This window comes from Flavobacterium omnivorum (assembly GCF_900099915.1).
In the GTDB taxonomy this organism is placed as follows: Bacteria; Bacteroidota; Bacteroidia; order Flavobacteriales; family Flavobacteriaceae; genus Flavobacterium; species Flavobacterium omnivorum.
Window position 1 is genome coordinate 1 of the sequence record NZ_FNDB01000003.1, and the last position, 18837, is coordinate 18837.

Sequence of the window (18837 nt, forward strand, 5' to 3'; positions counted from 1 at the left end):
ATTTCTACTCTAATTCGTTTTGCTTGCCAGTATTTAAATGAACGTTTGCACTTCTTGCGGGTGCAAAACTAACTCCTTTATACCGTTATTCAAGCTTTTTTAAACACTTTTTTTATCCTTTTCTTAACTTTTACTTTAACTTGCTGAAAATACGCTCCTTGAAAAAAAAGTTTTTTATGATTCACTCAACCTATCCAAAGATAAGCTTGCAAAATGGACCAAAATCTAGTTTTTTTATCATTATATCAATCTAGCATGTCTTGAATTAGCAATGCCTTTAAAACATTTATTGGTTCTCTGAGCCTCTTTATTGACATCACAGACAAGATTAATACTCATTTTAGGTCATTGACTGCAGTATCATCTATGAGAGTTAGGTTTTTTTGACGCCTGGACAGTTGTTCCAGGTTTGTTTCTTACGGTTCTCATTATATAAAGACATTCTATACCTACCTATATATAAGGTACACCGAATTCTAAGTCAATTATACAACTCTCCGCGTTAGGGATAGTAGCGCAAAGCCCGCAGCCAAGTGGAGTGCAACGCAACTTGACGAGGACTTGTAGCGAATAGCCCGGCCCTATATAAAAAAGAGGCTACTACCCATTTAGATAATAGCCTCTTTTTTATAGAGGGAAACGCCAAAATGAAGTTTAATCGAAACGGATGGCTTTTACTGGTGATATTTTAGTTATTATATAGGATGGAATTAGTAACACCAAGAAACAAACAGCAACTGTAAGAGCATTAAGCAAGGCTATATATCCCCAGTTCAAATAAACGGGTGCTTGATTGACATAATAATTTTCTGGATTAAGTTTGATGACACCAAAATGTTGCTGAATCAACAACAACGATATCCCTATGAGGTTTCCCCAAAACAGTCCTCTCACAATAAGGTAAAAGGCATTGTACAGAAATATTTTTCTAACTGACCAATTATTTGCCCCTAAAGCTTTAAGGATTCCTATCATTTGAGTGCGTTCAAGAATGAGCACTAAAAGCGCAACAACCATATTAATGGTGGCGACAAGTATCATAACCGCTAAAATTACAATAATATTAAAATCGAACAATTGGAGCCATTCGAATATATAACTGTATTTTTCGATTATGGTTTTCGTATCTAACGTAGAAGACGTTTGTGCATAAACCTGTTCACCTGTTTCCTGAATAGTATTAAAATCATCTACAAAAACCTCAAAAGCTCCCACTTGATCGGGACTCCATTTATTAATGCGCTGCAAGTGTCGAATGTCTCCTATTAAATAAGTGGCATCAAATTCCTGAAATCCAGAATTAAAAATACCTGTGATTTTAAATCTTCGGATGTTTGGTAGTTTGTTTTGACTTTCTTTAATGAAAAACGTATTAAAAGAATCACCTACTTTTAGATTCAACCTTTTAGCCAAGAATTGAGAAATTAACACCTCTTGATTAAGCTCTTTTGAGAAATCAGGCAATTTACCTGAAACCAGATATTCTTTAATACTATTCCACTGGTAATCCTTACCAACTCCTTTGAGAATTACTCCTTCGAAAGCAGTTTCGGTTCTTATTATTCCTGCTTTGGTTGCGATGGCTTGAATATGACTTATTCCAGAAACTGAAGCGAACTTTGGATAAAAATCTTGTTTTTTAGAAATAGGAATAAGTGTAACATCCGATTGATTATTATCATAATTCGAAATAATAATATGACCATTGAAAGCAGAAACCTTCTCTCTGATTTTTTTTTGCAATCCGATTCCTGTCGCTACCGAAATAATCATCATAATCATACCAATTGCAATTGCCGAGATTGCAATTTTTATAATCGGAGCAGAAATGCTACTTTTATAATCTTTAGCAGTAATGAGACGTTTGGCTATAAAATATTCTAAATTCAATTTATATGGTATCTAATTTTGTTATACTTCGTTTTTTTGCTTTTGCTAGTGTCAAAAATACGTTTTTATTATTGGTTTTGATTGTTTTTTCTACGGCTTGTTCCACATCTTTAAGCAAGAAAAAAGAATCAAATTGGCATTGGTCCCGCGACACCATTGCAACGGCAGTATATTCAAATCAAGAATTATTAAAAAACGAATCAAACTTTACATTGAGCAGCAAAACGGGTGCAGATAATTCTGAAGCCTATTTATCAATATTAAAAGATAAAAAAATTAGTATTGTAACCAATCAAACAGGAGTAGTTATAAATATTCAATATGGTGAAAATATATTTAATTATAAAAAGTCTCAAACGCATATAGTCGATTTTCTATTAGAAAAAAACATAGATATCCAAAAAATATTTGCTCCAGAACACGGTTTTCGGGGAACTGCTGATGCGGGGGAACATGTGGTTGATGGAAAAGACTCTAAAACAGAACTGCCAATTGTTTCCCTTTATGGTGACAATAAAAAACCAAAACCCGAACAACTCTCAGGAATCGACATCATGGTTTTTGATTTGCAAGACGTAGGCGCACGATTTTATACTTATATTTCTTCGTTACATTATATAATGGAAGCCTGTGCCGAAAATAACATTTCGCTTTTACTCCTTGACCGACCAAATCCGAATGGAAGTATTGTTGACGGTCCAATTCTTGAGCCAGCATTTACAAGTTTTGTGGGCATGCATCCAATTCCTTTGCTTCACGGAATGACAATTGGCGAATATGCAAAAATGATCAATGGGGAGAAATGGCTGAAAAATGGCATTCAATGCAAATTGACAGTAATTCCATGTATTTATTACAATCGAAAAATGAATTATAGCGTACCTGTAAAACCATCACCAAATCTTCCAAATGATCAAGCTGTGAATCTATATACCAGTTTATGCCTCTTTGAAGGTACAAATGTAAGTGTGGGGCGAGGAACTGAAAAGCAATTTCAAATTTATGGTTCTCCTTTTTTACCGAAAAGTGATTTTAGTTTTGTTCCAAAACCAAATTTTGGGGCACAAAATCCCGTTTACAATGGGACAACATGTTACGGAGAAGATTTATCTGCAGCTGCAAAGGTAAATCGACTTGAATTAAAATGGTTAATTAAAGCCTATGAAACTACTGCTGACCAATCAAAATTCTTTAATCCTTTTTTTACAAAGCTTGCAGGAACAAAAATTTTACAGCAACAAATTGAAAATGGAATTTCAGAAAAAGAAATCAGAGAAAGCTGGAAGGACGGCTTGCAAAAGTTTAAGAAAATGAGCGAAAAATATTTAATTTATTAAAAATCAATCCTTTACTCAACCGAAAGGATTGGAAATCATAATAGGGAGATATAATTGTAAATTATAATGGCAACTTCTTCTTCATTTCTTCTAATATATTAAAAGCAGCTGGGCAAATTGCGATGTTCTTTAACGTAATATCTGTAATTTGCTGAAACTTCTTCCTGTCCGTATGTGGGAATTCGCGACATGCTTTTGGCCGGACGTCATAAATCATACAAGCATTTTCATGATCTAAAAAAGTACACGGAACACTTTGCAAAACATAATCTTGATCTTCATCAACACGCAGATATTGTTCTATAAATTGCTGTGGCTTTTGCCTCAAATATTTCGACACACGCTCAATATCCGCAGAAGTAAATAATGGCCCTGTTGTCTTGCAACAATTAGCACATTTCAAACAATCCGTTTTTTTGAATTCAGCGTCATGTAAATACTGCATTACATAATCTAAATTTTTAGGGGTCTTTTTTTTCAGCTTATCGAAATACTTTTTGTTTTCGATATGCTTATCTTTGGCTTCTTTAGGAAGTTCGTTTAAAGTAGGTTTCAAATTGCAAGTTTAAATTTTTGCAAAAATAACACTTTTTGAACGAGGATTATAGCTTTATGAATGTTGAATTTAGAATTACAAACAATGAAAGACCTTTTTGGCCAAGCCATACTCGATTATCAAACTAATAATTCTCCAGAGGATTTAATTACTGAGACTACCATCTCTCAAGAAGATGAAATGTCCGTTGCTTATTTATTCCGTTCGCATGCCGAAATGCCCTTATTGGAACAAAAAGCACTAGAACTTGCTAGAGGAAAAGTGCTGGATGTAGGTTGTGGCGCAGGAAGTCACAGTTTGTATTTACAAAACAAAAGAAATTTACAGGTTACCTCAATTGACATTTCTACAAATGCCATTCAAGCCTGCACGCTTCGTGGACTTAAAAATGCAAAAGTTCAAGATGTAATGACGTTAGAAGATGAAAAATATGATACTATTTTATTATTAATGAACGGTGCTGGAATGTGCGGAAAGTTAAAATACATCCCTAATTTTCTTTTAAAATTAAAATCATTACTGAGTCCTGGTGGTCAAATTTTACTAGACAGTTCTGATATCATATATATGTTTGATGATGACGAAGATGGCGGGAAATGGATTCCCACCGCTAATCATTATTACGGTGAAATCGTTTTCAATATCTCGTACAAAGGAGAAAAAGAAAAACCATTTGATTGGATGTTTATAGATTATAATACCCTACAAAATGCTGCTTTGGACAATGACCTCCAGTGCCAATTAATTCTCGAAGGGAAACATTATGATTATTTAGCAAAACTTTCTTTTTAAAGTACTACCATAGAAGGAAACAAGATAAAAATAAATCCTTCAATACTAAAAAAGTGAACAAGCTGGCAATTCAAAAAATCGAAAGTTTCACACAAGGGCCATAACGAAAAACCCCAAAACAGGATAAATGTTTTGGGGTTTAATTTTTAAGGGATATTCAAATATTTATGTGTTTGTAATGATACACGCCATTTGGGATTTTTCATTACATAATCCACAATTAGCGGTGTCATTTCTTCTTTTTTGCTCCATTCTGGTTGAAGAAACAAAATAGCATTTGGATTTACTCTTTCAGCTTGTTCTTCAGCAAAAATAAAATCATGTTTATTGTAAATAATTACTTTCAACTCGTGCGCATTAACATAAACGGTTTCTGTCGGTAATTTGTTTTTCTTTGGCGAAAGACAAATCCAATCCCAAGCTCCGGAGAGCGGATAAGCACCTGAAGTTTCAATATGAACTTTTAATTTTTGTTCTTTTAGTTTTTGAGTAAGCAAAGTCATATCCCACATCAAAGGTTCTCCACCAGTAACTACAACGGTATCTGCATACTTATTTGCATTTTCGACTATCAAATCAATAACCGTTGGCGGGTGCAATGCTGCATTCCAACTTTCTTTTACATCACACCAATGGCAACCAACATCACAACCACCTATTCGAATAAAATATGCTGCTGTTCCTGTATGAAATCCTTCTCCCTGAATGGTATAAAATTCTTCCATCAAGGGTAACATCGCACCTTTGTTAACTTCTAATTGTATTTCTTTTGATAACATTATTAAATTTTATTTTAAAGTGCAAAGATAGTTAATTTGAAAAGGAGTTAATTTGAAATCAGTAGCTAATATTACAAACTTCGAAAATACGTTAGCCATCAGCATTGTAATCCAGAGTAAGAAATGAGAATTTTATCCTTAACTGTTATTCTCTTAAAATATTAAGCACAAAAAAAACCGATAATCAAATGACTATCGGTTTCTATTATCATTAAAAATTTCAACTATTTTAAAATCTTAATCGACTCAGTAGCATAAGTATTTGCTGGATCTAAAGCAAGAGTCTTTTTAAAATACTCAATAGCTTTAGGCTTGTCAGTGTTTGCAAAACTTGCTGCCATATTGTTGTAAGATTCAATAATCTTAGTCTTAACTGCTGGTTTGGCAAGTTCTTCTGCTCCTAGTTCTGTAGTTTTTGCTACATAATCTTCATAATTCTTAACCATAACATCATCTCTTTCAAGTAATCTGTTGGTTCTTGCTTTATAAAGATAAGCTTCTAAATACGTTGGCGAAGCTACTAACACTTTATCAAAAGCTGCCAGAGCCTTTTCCAATCCAACTACATCAACTTTCACCCCTTTTTCTTTGTTAATGTTTGCGTAGTAATTAGCTAAACCAAAATAAACATTGTCATCAAGGAAATTTGAAGAATCATTGGTATTTGCTCCATATTCAAATATTGCAGCAGCTTCGGAATACAGTTTTCCTGCAAATAATTTTTTACCTACTTCACTTAATTCTTGAACTGCTAAAGGTTCCATTTCAATCGCTTTTTTGATATCCACTATACCTGCTTGAAAAGCAATTGGATCAATTGACAATCCATCAGCGCTAGTTCCTTTTTTAATTTTAGTTAAACCCAAATACAAATAATCTAATGCTATAGCTTTATTTCCTGGAGAAGTAATAAAACTGTCCAATGATTTAATAGCTACATCAACATTACCGTTTTTGTATGCAGCATATCCTAAATAACGATAGATTCTAGGGTTAACTTTGTCCAATTCAATCATTTTATTAGCTTCTGCTTCTAGAGCAACATAATCCTCTATCAAAATAAGAAAATCAGCACGACGCATTCTTGAATTTATCGAATAATCCGTCAATGACATGTATTTATCATAGTGACCTAATGCAATTTTATAATTAGCTGCGGCTTGAGATGGCTTATTACGTGCTATTTTATAATACGTTTCAGCTAATTCTCTATATACTGGACCATAATTAGGATTGATAGCAATTACTTCATTGTACGCTTTTAAAGCTTCATCATACGATTTAGCCCCTTTCAACAAAACCCCTAATTGCATTTTTGCTCTAAGCAAACTGTTGTCTGCTTGGAAAGCATTTCTATATGCAACATAAGCTTCATTTTGCTTACCATCACCATAATAGGCGTCTCCTAGGGCCAGTTGCAATTGAGCATCTTGCGCATTATTAATTGCCGCTCTACTTAAAACTGCGATTGCATTTTTGTAATCTGGTTTCACCGCATTCATATAGGCTCTTCCGATATAAATAAATTCTTCGAAATCTTTTCTTCTCATGTCGCTTGTAGCTAAAGCAAATTTAGCTTGAGCACCAACAACATCATTTTTATCTAAATCCATTTGACCTAGACCAATATGATTCAATTTAGCTCCATCAGAAGCGCTTAATCCATTTTGAAAATAAATCTTAGCAGAATCTTGTACATTTTGATTCAGATAAACATTCCCTAAAGTAAAAAATGCAGCTCCATCAGATGGCTTTGCTTTAATGATTGATTTTAAAATTGTTTTTGCGCTTTCAAATTGCTCCGCATCAATCGCTTTTTTAGCTTGATTAATATCCTGTGCTTGCAGCGTAAAAGCTGACGCCAATAAGGCAACACTTAACGTTGTAAATTTATTCATGTTCATTGTAGTTAAATTATTTTTCATCATTTTGGCTTTTAGTTATTGTAAATTTCCTCGCAGGAATACGTATAGGTAATAACCCGGATTTTAAAATTATTCTTTGTCCTACATCTCCACCAACGAATGAAGCGAACCCCATTCCTAGGCCAGAATAACCTTGACAATTGATTATATACAAATCACGTGCCAAAGGGTATTTTTTTTCTGCTATATTATTTTGCGATGGCAAGTAGGATTCATTCCCTACTAGACCCGTTACTCTTAAAGCATTCACATTATCAACATACTTTTGCATCGCTGGCTGTGGCTGAGATAGCCAATTGACACCAACAACACCAATCATATCTGAATTTTCTGAAACATATTTTATCACTTCATCATTCGTTTTGAAGGAGAAAACCCCACTTTTAGGAATACTCTCAATCTCTGCCAGAGATTTCATATAGCGCACCGTGCTTGAATTCAAATTGTCAAAAACCAATCCTTTAATTGATGAAGTAGACTTTCCTTGCATAAAACTTACGACCTCTTTAAGAGAGATTATCGAGTCTTGCATATTCTTATTAGCAATAAACGCAATGGCATCTGTAGCAAATGGCGTTATTTTAGGGCTAATTTTTCTAGATTTAAAAATTTTCAATTCCTCCGTTGTCAAATTTCTAGACAAAATCGCTATCGCTCCTTTTTCATTAAATAAAGAGTTTAGGACTTCAGACTCCGATTTTGAAACAAGCTTTATCTTAGCCTCATAATTATTCTCAAATACAGCTACCTGATCCTCTATTATAGGAGACAACGTTTCATCAACAAAGATCGTTGCAGTACCTTTCAAAATAGTTTCCTCTTCCTTTGACGTATTGGATTGATTACAAGAGTAACCTAACACTAGTACTAGCATTAAGAAAAAAATAAAATATGGAAGTTTAGCAAATTTTTTCATAAACTAATTATTATTATCATTTATAATTCGGAAAAATCTAAATGAAGCATAAGCTATAAGTAAGATTCCGAATGCGATTCTATAAGCTGGAGACATATCTAAAGGAAAATTCTTCATGAAGATAATGAATAAACCTAATACCAGATATATCAGAAAAAACAAAATTCCTAAAACAAGAAGAAATCGCTCTTTAAGCGATTTCTTCCTAATATTACTAAGTATGTTATTCAACATTAATCTGCAGATTGAATAGTGATTGGAAGCGAATAAAGTACTCTTACCTTCTTACCATTTTGTTCACCCGGTGTCCATTTTGGACATTTCTTCAAAACACGAATAGCTTCTTTTCCTGTACCATAACCAATATCTCTAATTACTTTGATATCTGTTAGTGAACCATCTTTTTCAACTACGAAGGTAACGTAAACTTTACCTTTTAATCCATCTTCTTCCGGAGTTTGATAGTTATCACCAACGAATTTATAGAATTTATTGATTCCTCCTGGAAAGTCAGGTTTAACTTCAATACCAGCAGTATTATAAATTTGATTATCTACCTCTTCGACGACCGCAGCAGTTCCTGTGCCTACTGGCTCAACAGTTAAAACTGCATCAGGATCTCCTTTGATCGTAACTGCACCTAACTTTTTATCTTTTATTTCGACAGTTTTAGGTGGTTCCTCTGTAACTTCCTCTGCTTTAGCCACGACAGGTTTTACAAACTTCACTTGATCCACTTTTGGAGGTGGCGGTGGAGGTGGTGGGATATTCTTCTTTATCTCTTCCTTTTTAGGGGGCAATTTAATTGTAACAATTTTATTATCTAAAGTATCATCTGCTTCGGTAGAATCAGGTAGTAAATTTAAAATAAGCGGCATACTGACAGCTAACGCAAAAACAATTGCACCAAAAATAAGCGCTCTAACTGCAGTCTTGTTATTTGATTTTCTCAGTTCGTAAGCGCCATAGGCCTTATTACGTCCCTCGAATACAATATCAAGCCATTGGTTTGTGAATATATCTAATTTCATTTTTCTTAATTATTAGGTTATTGAGTAGTAAGAAAATCTTATTTATCTTCCAACAATTTTAATTCCTCTGGAGAGAAATCATTTACAATTGCATTTGAAGGTACTCCCACAATATTCATCTCATCTAGTATATCTACTAAATTACGGTAGCTTGACTTTTTACTTGGTTTAATAATTACGATTAACCCTTTGTCTTTGTTACCCGTGTATTCAACTACTGATAATTTTCTTTTCAATAATTCTTTACGAATACCCTCTTTACCATAAGATATTTCTTTAGGACCAGCAATTGGAGTTGCCAATAAACCCATATAGTAAACCATTTTGTCATTATCACCTAACATCACCGTCAAAGTACGGTTTTCGTCAACTTTAATAGGCTTTTCTTTGATTTTATCATCTTCCTTATCTGGCAAACCCAAGCTCATAGATTGAGGTTTAGACAGGGTCGTGGTAAGCATAAAGAACGTAATCAATAAGAATGCCAAATCCACCATAGCAGTTAAATCTACTTTAGAATTTGCTTTTTTACTTCTTACTTTTCCACCTTTTTTGCCTCCACCGTCGCCGGTATTTAATTCAGCCATTTTAGTGTATGTGTTTTAATTATTTTTCTGTTGCTCTTAGACCAGTAACTAAACTAAAGTTATTGATTTTTTGATCCTGTAAAATATCCATTACTTGTTTAATAGCAGGATACTCTTCTTTTGCATCTCCTTTAATAGCAATTTGCAATTCTTTGTCGTTAACGTCAATATTTGCTATGCGAGAATTGTAGATCCAATCTTTCAGCTGATTGTCCAATGAATCTTTAGGGATCCCAGGTTGCAGCCCCGCTTTATTGCGTTCCGAGGTTTTCATTCCAATCAACTGCTTTAGATTTGTAATTGGAACTCCTACACCTTCCATTAAAGAAAAGGTTTTAGTTTCCTCCTCTGTAAAGGTAACTCCGTATTTTTGACCCATTAATTCAAGTGCTTTTACCCGAACTTCTCTTCCTTTTAGGTCAAAGAATACTTTCCCTTTTCCAATAGTTATTGTAGCCAAATCAGTATCTGGCAGCTTGGTTTGAGTAACTGAAGCGGGCGTATCTACTGGCAATGCTTCCGGTATCTTTGCTGTAGCTGTCATTACAAAGAACGACAACAAAAGGAAAGCGACATCACACATTGCAGTCATATCAGTAGACCCTGCTTTCTTTTTCATTTTTATAGCCATTAATATATTTTTTAATATTTACAAGAAAATAGATTCCGTTTTCCAACTATCTATTTTCTTGTAAATTAAATTATTAATTATTTTTGTGTACTTCTGTAGTGTCTGTAAGTATTTACAATTGTGTTACCTGCCTCATCAATAGAGTAAGTCAAATCATCAATTTTAGAAGTAAAAAAGTTGTAAGCTACAATTGCTAAAGCAGAAGTAGAAATACCTGTTGCAGTGTTGATAAGTGCTTCAGAAATACCATTTGCAAGAGCTGCTTGATCTGGTGTACCAGCAGCAGATAATGCACTAAATGCTTTAATCATACCTGTTACTGTACCTAACAAACCTGCAAGTGTACCCAATGAAACCATTGTAGAAAGCACAGTCATGTGTTTCTCTAACATTGGCATCTCTAATGAAGTAACCTCTTCAATTTCTTTGTGAATAGTTTCTGCAGCAGCTTCGCTATCAAAACCTTCTTTTTTAACTTCTTGATATTTCAATAAAGCTGATTTTATTGGATTTGCAACAGAACCTTTTTGTTTGTCACATGCAGCAATAGCCGCTTCAATATTACCACTTTTAATATCGTTTTGTACATTTTTCATAAAAAGATCAAGATTTCCTGTACCTGCCGCTTTTGATATTACAGCATAACGTTCAAATGAGAACACAACAACCATTAACAACAAACCTAATAATACTGGTACAATAGGACCTCCTTTGTATACCATTGCTAACATATTACCTGGTAGTGGATGACCTGTATTAACGCCGCCTTCAAAATTAGCACCATTACCCATTATAAAATTCCAAATTACCCATCCCACAAAAATACATGCTACAATAATGATTCCTGAGATCATTCCTCCTCCGTTTGCACCTTTTTCTTTTTTAACGTTTGCCATTTTTTTTTAATTTTAATAGTTTTAAATAAATTATCTTAGTTATATTAAACTTGTAGTGGAGCAAATTTATATTTTTAGTTCAAATAAAAAAACTTTTTTTTATTTTATTATAATTAAATTTATTTCAAAAACATATTTTCAGATTTTCACACTACATTTATATTAATATACGCAAACAAATAGGCTGTTTTATAAAAAATAATATATTTTTTTATGATTAATTAACATAATATTTCAATAAGAAGCCATTTCGCGGGAAAACTATTATTTTACGGTATTAACAATAAAAAAGCAGGAAAACAGCAGTATACATCAAAATTGTTAGTTTTAGAAAAATATAATATCTTGCATCTGATATTAAAACTACCTATTATGAACAGAAAGGAAAAATTTATTCAACATATATCGCATGGATATAATTCTAAAGGTGAAAGCATTATTCTTGGCGGTGCGATTTTAGACGGAGAGGCTCTACCTAATACATTTGTAAAAGTGCCTTTAAAGACCCTAAACCGACATGGTCTAATTGCGGGAGCTACCGGAACTGGAAAAACTAAAACCATACAAGTTTTTTCAGAACAATTATCAACCTTTGGAATACCTGTTTTAATGATGGACATCAAAGGTGATTTTAGCGGAATCGCAAAGGTAGGAGAAGAAAAACCTTTTATAATGGAACGCCATGCTAAAATTAACATTCCTTATTCCAATGCAAGCTTTCCTGTTGAATTATTAACTTTGTCCGAACAAAATGGTGTACGACTTCGTGCCACTATTTCTGAGTTTGGACCCGTGTTATTTTCCAGAATTCTAAATTTAAATGATACACAGGCTGGTGTGGTTTCTGTCATCTTCAAATATTGTGATGACCACAAAATGCCTTTATTGGATTTAAAAGATATCAAAAAAGTAATTAATTACATCACCGAGGAAGGGAAAGATGAAATTGAGGAACAATATGGCAAAATTTCCACATCGACGACCGGAACTATTCTTAGAAAAATAATTGAACTTGAACAACAAGGAGCAGACTTATTTTTTGGAGAAATGTCTTTTGACATAGAGGATTTGATGCGTATTGACGAAAACGGTAAAGGATACATCAATATTTTGAGACTAACTGATATTCAAGATAGACCAAAATTATTCTCCACATTTATGTTGAGCTTATTAGCCGAAATTTATCAACAAATGCCGGAGCAAGGAGATTCAGACCAACCAGAATTAGTTATTTTCATTGACGAAGCCCATCTGATTTTTAATGAAGCTAGCAAAACTTTATTAGAGCAAATAGAGACCATTGTAAAATTAATTCGTTCTAAAGGCATTGGAATTTATTTTATCACACAAAATCCTATGGACATTCCAAGTGGTATTTTGGCCCAGCTAGGTTTAAAAATTCAGCACGCTTTACGAGCATTTACAGCCAATGATCGAAAAGCAATCAAACAAACCGCCGATAATTATCCAACATCCGAATATTACAAGACTGATGAAATTCTAACTAGTTTAGGAATTGGCGAAGCACTAGTTACCGCTTTAGACGAAAAAGGAATCCCAACGCCACTCGCAGCCACCATGATGCGTGCTCCAATGAGCAGAATGGACATTTTGACAGAAAGCGAAATTCAAGAAATCAATAGCAAATCAAAATTAGTAAAAAAATACAGCGAACTCCTAGATCGCGAAAGTGCTTATGAAATGTTGAATAAAAAAATTGCTGTTGTCGAAGAGAAAACAAACATACAAAAGCAAACACAAGAAGATCAACAACGACAAAATCAAAATTCTGATACAGCAAGTGCTGTTGGAAAGTCTGTTTTAAAAGTACTAACTAGTGCCACTTTTATCAGAGGTGCTTTTGGAATCTTGACAAAAATGTTTAAAAAATAAATCAACCTGACCCCATTGTAAAGTTGATTCTAAAAAATGCAGCACAATTATGAAAAAATATTTTATCCAAAACACGCCTTTTATTGTCCCAACCACTGATGGGAAATTAATCGAAGAGCATCATGGAAAGGCATCAACAGATAATAATGACATCTCTATTGCTCACATGGTTGCTCCACCCAATTGGAGTGAACCATTTCAAACTCCTGATTTTGAAGAATACACGTATATTATTAAAGGTAAAAAGCAATTTATCATTGAAGATGATATAATCATCCTAGAAGCAGGACAATCTATCAAAATCGAAAGAAACACCCGTGTACAATACTCCAATCCTTTTGATGAATCCTGCGAATACATCGCCATTTGTAAACCCGCATTTTCTATAGAAAACGTTAACAGAGAAGACTAATCCTGCAATAAATTGTATCTTTAGAATTCAAAAATAAATTTAATATGGGAATTCAAAAGAAAATTGTAATTATTGGTGCTGGTTTTGCCGGTTTGCGCTTGGCACAAGATTTAGAAAACACAGATTTTGACGTTTTATTAATCGATAGAAACAATTACCATCAATTCCAACCTTTAATGTATCAAGTGGCAACAGCAAGACTTGAGCCAGCAAGTATTTCATTCCCTCTAAGAAAAGTATTTCAGCATTCAAAAAATGTGCGAATTCGGATTGCAGACGTCATAAGTGTTGATTCACAAAATAAAATTTTAAAAACTTCCATTGCTGATTTTGATTACGATCATCTTGTAGTCGCTTTTGGCTGCACAACTAATTATTTTGGAAATGCTGAAATTGAAAAATTTGCATTTCCAATGAAATCCGTTCCTGAGGCTATTCAACTTCGAAATCAAATTCTACAAACTTTCGAAGATGCTTTAATTGCTCCACCGGAAGAACTTCAAGCCTTAATGAACTTTGTAGTTGTAGGTGGTGGTCCTACCGGAGTTGAACTTGCTGGTGCTTTGGCAGAAATGAAAAAAAACATTCTCCCAAAAGATTATCCTGATAAAGACTTTTCAAGATTGACTATTTTTCTTCTCGAAGGATCTTCCAACGTCTTGAACCCCATGAGCGTCGATTCACAAAAAACATCTCGCAAATATTTAGAAGAATTAGGTGTAATTGTAAAAACAAGCACCATCGTAAACCATTATGATGGTAAAAATGTAAGCTTACAGAACGGTGATATCATCAAATCAACTAATGTTATTTGGGCAGCGGGAATCATTGGAAACACCCTTGAGGGTATTCCTAAAGAAAGTATAACTAGAGGCAACCGATTTCTCGTAAACCGCTACAATACCATCGTAAATCTGGAAAATGTTTATGCACTTGGCGATATTGCTTTTATGGCTACTCCTAAATATCCTAACGCACATCCACAAGTGGCTAGTGTAGCTATCGAACAAGCCAAAGTTCTAGCGAATAACTTCAAACTTAGCTTGAAAAATAAACCGAAAATTGAATATGAATACCACGACAAAGGCTCTATGGCAACGGTAGGAAAGCGAAAAGCAGTTGTTGATTTACCTAAATTTAGTTTTCAAGGCAGACTGGCTTGGTTTACTTGGATGTTCATCCATTTAATGTTAATTTTAAGTGTCAAAAACAAACTCTCAATATTCATCACTTGGATGTTCAGCTATTTTAATAATGACAGTACTTTACGAGTCTTATTAAAACCGGCTACAAAAAATAAATAGATAAATCTAAAAAGGACTCCTAAAAGAGTCCTTTTTTTATTTTAACAGTTCTAATATTTTATTTTCAACAGTTATAGAGTCCCATATTTCTGCAATATTTTCTATTTTTAAAATTTCATCCATAATTGAATTTTGATAGTCGCCAATAGCTAACGCCTCGGTATAAGGGCGATCACTAAAAGTAACTCTGCTATAAAGTGGAATCCATTTTTCTGGATGTTTATCTGAGAATGATTTTTCGATTTTCTTTTGCAGAAGAAAGTTTTCATCTGCAGTCTTGGAGCTCATTTCTAAAAAATTACGATACGAAAGTTCCGCAATAGCATCTGCGTTTGGTTTACGTGATTTTTGGTATTCCGAGAAAACTGTTTTCCAATCGTCTCCATACTTTTCCATCATTTCATAAAGCACCGTAATATCCTCAAAACCGGCATTCATTCCTTGTCCGTAAAAAGGAACGATTGCATGACTGGCATCACCAATAAGTGCAATTTTATCGTCATAAGTCCATGGATAACATTTCATTGTCACTAACGTACTAGTAGGGTTCTTAAAGAAATCCTCGGCAAGTTTTGGAATTACATCTATTGTGTCAGGTAGATTTTTTTCGAAAAATGCTTCCACTAATTTTATGTCTTTTAAAGATTCAAAAGAATTTTCTCCTTCAAATGGCATAAATAAAGTACAAGTAAAACTACCATCTAAATTAGGCAAGGCGATCAACATATACTCGCCACGAGGCCAAATATGAAAGGAATTTTTATCTAATTTATGTGTTCCGTCAGCATTTGCAGGAATGTTTAATTCCTTGTAACCAATGGGTAAAAATTCTTGCGAATAATCAAACATACTTTGGCGCTGCATGCGGTGACGAATTCTAGAAAAAGCACCGTCCGCACCAAAAACCATATCATACTTTTTATCTTCCCAGGCGCCACGCTCCGTTTCTCCAATATGTAGCGTTGCATCATCTAGCGAAACGTCCCATATTTTATGTTCAAAAAAGAATTCAGCTCCTGCCGCTTCGGCTAAATCGATCATTTTCCTATTCAAAATTCCTCTTGAAATAGAATAAATCGATTCTCCTTCTTGACCGTAATTTTGAAAATTAAGCTTATCCACTAGGTGAATCGCGCGTTTTTCCATAGGAATTGCAATCTCACGTACGGCATTCCCTATTCCTACTCCATCCAAAGCTTTCCAACCTCGATTGGACATCGCTAAATTGATGGAACGACCAGAAAACTGTATTTTTCGGATATCAGGACTTCGATCGTAAACATGTACCGTGTGACCCGCTTTACGAAGATAAATAGCTACTAAAGATCCTACTAATCCAGAACCTACAACTGCTATTTTTATGGGAGTTTGCATTATTTATTTATAAAAAGTTAAGCAAAATTACTCATTTATTATTTTAGCTCCTTTATAAAAATCATTTTTTACCAGGAATAAGAATCAATTTAGTCGAAGTCCTAACAATCTCCTTCTTATTCAGCATCATCCTTCTGAATTTACCCATGTTATACAACTCAGCCTGATCGCTGTAATGCGCACTTAATGGATTACCAGACTGTCCTGTTGGCAAGATACTCCAGCTATTTTCTATATCTGAAAAGTCTATGATTCGTCTTGTGGATGGACCCCCTTTGACGAAGTAATTGCCGTCTTCCGTAAAATCAAAAAAGAGATTATTAATTACTTCAGTTGAACCTGAAACTTCAAAAGGCCCCACATTGAAAATACTTCGCAAAGCGGCTATCTTTCCTAGTGGGTGCTGATGCTCTACAGTATGTACTTTATTCCAGGTCCAATCCGAAACGGTATTTCCCAATTGGTTTTCTAAAGCTACAACAGATTCTTTGAATGATTTGGAGACAATCTGACTTCTTGTTTCTTTCTGATTTTTAGTATTAACATTATCCCACCAAAGTGATTTTTCATTCTTAATTTGTCTCGCTATAATTTGCTTCATGACGTGCGTTCCTAAAAACATCTTGAAATTTTCAGCGCCAAGTTCGTCCTCAAAAGTATTTTTTAAGTAATTAAAAATCCATTTATTATAGATTGTAGGAGCCACATCATTAAGATTATTAGTTCCTTTCCAATTTTTTAAAACACTCAGGGCTTCTTTTTCATTTTCAGAAAGTGATTCCTGATTTACATTGGAGATTAAATCCCTCACAACTTTTGGAGCTACAGAAGAGGTATTATCAAAAATCATTTTCCCAACCGAAACCATATCCCAATCTGATTTTGGATTCAATAATTGCGTAATTCGTTTTGCTCGATCTTCAGGAAGATAATAACCAGGATACAAAAATCCAGCAATTGGTTCCGGTTGATTGTTAGCAGAATATACATAATTCCATCTAGGATTCACCGCCGAAGGATTTTTGGAGAAATCCAGATATTGGTCTATATCATCCTTTCCACTAGCACCATCCAAAATAAAATTTGGATTTACACCTTCCTTATGCTTATACAATTTTCCTGTTGCCCACCAAGCCACATTTCCTTTGGCATCTCCATACATAACATTCAATCCTGGCGCGGCGACTAGTGAAACCCCTTTCTGAAAATCTGATTTATTTTTAGCGTGTGAAAGCGCATACACCGCATCGAGAATTTGAATGGGTTGTTGTGTATAAATCCAAGACATTGCCACAGGTTTGTCTTGCTGTAAACCATCAATTAAATCGTTCATAACAGGACCGTGGCGCGTCACTTTTACGTTCAAAACCACATCAGCTGAATCTTTTACTTTGATTGTTTTTTTTCGAATTTCGTAGGTATTAAAACCAGTTGGTGTCTTATATTCATTGGCATTAGCCTGATTATTTTGCTCTTGGTACAAATCAATATCATCATTTTCAAACATGGTCAAACCATACGCATAATCTCTGTTGTGTCCCAATAACGGATACGGAGTCCCTGCTAAATAACACCCGTACAATTCAAAATCCGGAGTAACAATATGCGCTTCGTACCAAGTTCCCGGTTGTGAAAACCCAATATGAGGATCATTAGCAAAAATAACTTTTCCGTTCTTTGTTTTCTTTGGAGCTATAACCCAACTGTTACTTCCAACAAAAGGAGCAATAGGGGACTGATCCAAAAGTAGCGCTACTGACTTTGAAATAGCAGCGTATTCTTGAGGCCTGTCTTTTGCATTTTTAATTTTCGTAGTATTGAAGGAACCATCAATTCCAAAATCCTTCAAATACTCCATTCCATATTTGTTTCGAATATCCGTCAACAACGGATCTGATTTTTGAGCCATCGCAAAACTAAAAGACATGTATCCAAAAATATTATAAACGTCTTTAATGGTAAATTTCTCTTTTTTGACGCCAATTAAACTGAACTCTATTGGTGTACTGCCTTCCTCCATGTATTGATTAATACCTTCCAAATAAGCAATCGTCAATTGATAACTGGGACTGTTTTTATCCAAAACTGCAATCGCTTTGGCGGAAGCTTCTTCGATTCCTAATCCAGCGAAGAATTTATCATTTTTTAGGGCAACCGCACCAAAAATTTCTGATAATCGACCTGGAGCAATACGACGCATCAATTCCATCTGCCAAAGCCTATCTTGAGCATGAACATAGCCCAAAGCAACCATTGCATCTTTTGAATTAGTGGCATAAATATGAGGAACCCCAAATTCATCAAAATAAACTGTAGTTTCCTTTTGAATATTTTTCAACCGTACTTTACCTTCATATTTTGGTTGCAGATAAAAACCATAGAAAAGGACTGCTACCACCAAAACAAATAGTAAAGCAAGTAAAAAAACAAAGGATTTTTTAAGTAATTTCATCATTGGATAAATTGAAAAACAAATATATAGGATTTGACAGATAATTAAAACTATTTATTTCA

The 18837-nt window shown here is 34.2% G+C and carries 16 protein-coding genes; 5 read left to right on the forward strand and 11 right to left on the reverse strand.

Annotation, left to right across the window (positions count from 1 at the left end; all coding sequences use genetic code 11):
* Positions 1–654 precede the first annotated feature (654 nt).
* Complete coding sequence (locus BLS90_RS03760) at positions 655–1890, reverse strand: ABC transporter permease (RefSeq protein WP_091255440.1); 1236 nt, start codon at positions 1888–1890, stop codon at positions 655–657.
* Between the two features lie 5 nt (positions 1891–1895).
* Here BLS90_RS03760 and BLS90_RS03765 point away from each other — a divergent pair, with 5 nt between their 5' ends.
* On the forward strand, positions 1896–3227 hold the full coding sequence (locus tag BLS90_RS03765) for an exo-beta-N-acetylmuramidase NamZ family protein (RefSeq protein ID WP_091255442.1): 1332 nt from the start codon (positions 1896–1898) through the stop codon (positions 3225–3227).
* A 61-nt stretch (positions 3228–3288) separates the two neighbouring features.
* On the opposite strand, the gene BLS90_RS03770 is transcribed toward BLS90_RS03765, so the two are convergent.
* Positions 3289–3783 carry a YkgJ family cysteine cluster protein gene (locus BLS90_RS03770; RefSeq protein ID WP_091255444.1) on the reverse strand — a complete coding sequence of 165 codons (495 nt, stop codon included), beginning with the start codon at positions 3781–3783 and terminating at the stop codon, positions 3289–3291.
* 84 nt (positions 3784–3867) lie between these two features.
* Between BLS90_RS03770 and BLS90_RS03775 the strand changes: the two genes are divergently transcribed.
* The gene (locus BLS90_RS03775) at positions 3868–4575 is read left to right on the forward strand and encodes a class I SAM-dependent methyltransferase (protein ID WP_091256058.1); all 708 of its coding nucleotides are present in this window, start codon (positions 3868–3870) and stop codon (positions 4573–4575) included.
* Positions 4576–4721: 146 nt separating this feature from the next.
* Here BLS90_RS03775 and BLS90_RS03780 read toward each other — a convergent pair whose 3' ends face one another.
* The 7 genes from BLS90_RS03780 to BLS90_RS03815 all read right to left on the reverse strand — a co-directional run bounded on the left by BLS90_RS03780 (position 4722) and on the right by BLS90_RS03815 (position 11340).
* Positions 4722–5354: a 7-carboxy-7-deazaguanine synthase QueE gene (locus BLS90_RS03780; RefSeq protein ID WP_091255446.1), complete on the reverse strand. Its 633-nt coding sequence runs from the start codon at positions 5352–5354 to the stop codon at positions 4722–4724.
* 224 nt (positions 5355–5578) lie between these two features.
* Positions 5579–7279 (reverse strand): tetratricopeptide repeat protein, encoded by a 1701-nt coding sequence (locus BLS90_RS03785; protein ID WP_317039375.1) that lies wholly within the window; start codon positions 7277–7279, stop codon positions 5579–5581.
* Entirely contained in the window at positions 7269–8195 is a 927-nt protein-coding gene (locus BLS90_RS03790; protein WP_091255448.1) for a PstS family phosphate ABC transporter substrate-binding protein, read from the reverse strand. Before BLS90_RS03790 ends, BLS90_RS03785 begins: the two co-directional genes overlap by 11 nt.
* 233 nt (positions 8196–8428) lie before the next feature.
* On the reverse strand, positions 8429–9226 hold the full coding sequence (locus BLS90_RS03800; protein ID WP_091255452.1) for an energy transducer TonB: 798 nt from the start codon (positions 9224–9226) through the stop codon (positions 8429–8431).
* A gap of 38 nt (positions 9227–9264) precedes the next feature.
* Complete coding sequence (locus BLS90_RS03805) at positions 9265–9813, reverse strand: ExbD/TolR family protein (RefSeq protein WP_091255454.1); 549 nt, start codon at positions 9811–9813, stop codon at positions 9265–9267.
* 19 nt (positions 9814–9832) lie between these two features.
* Positions 9833–10432, reverse strand: a complete 600-nt coding sequence (locus BLS90_RS03810) for an ExbD/TolR family protein (RefSeq protein ID WP_245705041.1) — start codon at positions 10430–10432, stop codon at positions 9833–9835.
* Positions 10433–10521: 89 nt separating this feature from the next.
* Positions 10522–11340, reverse strand: coding sequence for a MotA/TolQ/ExbB proton channel family protein (locus BLS90_RS03815; RefSeq protein ID WP_091255460.1), 819 nt, complete (start codon positions 11338–11340; stop codon positions 10522–10524).
* 372 nt (positions 11341–11712) lie between these two features.
* On the opposite strand from BLS90_RS03815, the gene BLS90_RS03820 reads away from it, so the two are divergent.
* The 3 genes from BLS90_RS03820 to BLS90_RS03830 are packed head-to-tail and all read left to right on the forward strand — an operon-like array spanning position 11713 to position 14949.
* Positions 11713–13233: a helicase HerA-like domain-containing protein gene (locus BLS90_RS03820; protein WP_091255463.1), complete on the forward strand. Its 1521-nt coding sequence runs from the start codon at positions 11713–11715 to the stop codon at positions 13231–13233.
* A 49-nt stretch (positions 13234–13282) separates the two neighbouring features.
* The gene (locus tag BLS90_RS03825; RefSeq protein WP_091255465.1) at positions 13283–13645 is read left to right on the forward strand and encodes a cupin domain-containing protein; all 363 of its coding nucleotides are present in this window, start codon (positions 13283–13285) and stop codon (positions 13643–13645) included.
* Positions 13646–13689: 44 nt separating this feature from the next.
* Positions 13690–14949 (forward strand): NAD(P)/FAD-dependent oxidoreductase, encoded by a 1260-nt coding sequence (locus BLS90_RS03830; protein WP_091255467.1) that lies wholly within the window; start codon positions 13690–13692, stop codon positions 14947–14949.
* Between the two features lie 36 nt (positions 14950–14985).
* On the opposite strand, the gene BLS90_RS03835 is transcribed toward BLS90_RS03830, so the two are convergent.
* Positions 14986–16323: an FAD-dependent oxidoreductase gene (locus BLS90_RS03835; protein ID WP_091255469.1), complete on the reverse strand. Its 1338-nt coding sequence runs from the start codon at positions 16321–16323 to the stop codon at positions 14986–14988.
* A gap of 61 nt (positions 16324–16384) precedes the next feature.
* Positions 16385–18775 carry a penicillin acylase family protein gene (locus BLS90_RS03840; RefSeq protein WP_091255472.1) on the reverse strand — a complete coding sequence of 797 codons (2391 nt, stop codon included), beginning with the start codon at positions 18773–18775 and terminating at the stop codon, positions 16385–16387.
* Positions 18776–18837: the final 62 nt, after the last annotated feature.

Excerpts from the sequence above, each read along its gene's own strand:
- BLS90_RS03765 (WP_091255442.1), top strand. The coding sequence starts at position 1,896 with ATGGTATCTAATTTTGTTATACTTCGTTTTTTTGCTTTTGCTAGTGTC.
- BLS90_RS03775 (WP_091256058.1), top strand. The coding sequence starts at position 3,868 with ATGAAAGACCTTTTTGGCCAAGCCATACTCGATTATCAAACTAATAAT.
- BLS90_RS03780 (WP_091255446.1), bottom strand. The coding sequence starts at position 5,354 with ATGTTATCAAAAGAAATACAATTAGAAGTTAACAAAGGTGCGATGTTA.
- BLS90_RS03785 (WP_317039375.1), bottom strand. The coding sequence starts at position 7,279 with ATGAAAAATAATTTAACTACAATGAACATGAATAAATTTACAACGTTA.
- BLS90_RS03790 (WP_091255448.1), bottom strand. The coding sequence starts at position 8,195 with ATGAAAAAATTTGCTAAACTTCCATATTTTATTTTTTTCTTAATGCTA.
- BLS90_RS03800 (WP_091255452.1), bottom strand. The coding sequence starts at position 9,226 with ATGAAATTAGATATATTCACAAACCAATGGCTTGATATTGTATTCGAG.
- BLS90_RS03805 (WP_091255454.1), bottom strand. The coding sequence starts at position 9,813 with ATGGCTGAATTAAATACCGGCGACGGTGGAGGCAAAAAAGGTGGAAAA.
- BLS90_RS03810 (WP_245705041.1), bottom strand. The coding sequence starts at position 10,432 with ATGAAAAAGAAAGCAGGGTCTACTGATATGACTGCAATGTGTGATGTC.
- BLS90_RS03815 (WP_091255460.1), bottom strand. The coding sequence starts at position 11,340 with ATGGCAAACGTTAAAAAAGAAAAAGGTGCAAACGGAGGAGGAATGATC.
- BLS90_RS03820 (WP_091255463.1), top strand. The coding sequence starts at position 11,713 with ATGAACAGAAAGGAAAAATTTATTCAACATATATCGCATGGATATAAT.
- BLS90_RS03825 (WP_091255465.1), top strand. The coding sequence starts at position 13,283 with ATGAAAAAATATTTTATCCAAAACACGCCTTTTATTGTCCCAACCACT.
- BLS90_RS03830 (WP_091255467.1), top strand. The coding sequence starts at position 13,690 with ATGGGAATTCAAAAGAAAATTGTAATTATTGGTGCTGGTTTTGCCGGT.
- BLS90_RS03835 (WP_091255469.1), bottom strand. The coding sequence starts at position 16,323 with ATGCAAACTCCCATAAAAATAGCAGTTGTAGGTTCTGGATTAGTAGGA.
- BLS90_RS03840 (WP_091255472.1), bottom strand. The coding sequence starts at position 18,775 with ATGAAATTACTTAAAAAATCCTTTGTTTTTTTACTTGCTTTACTATTT.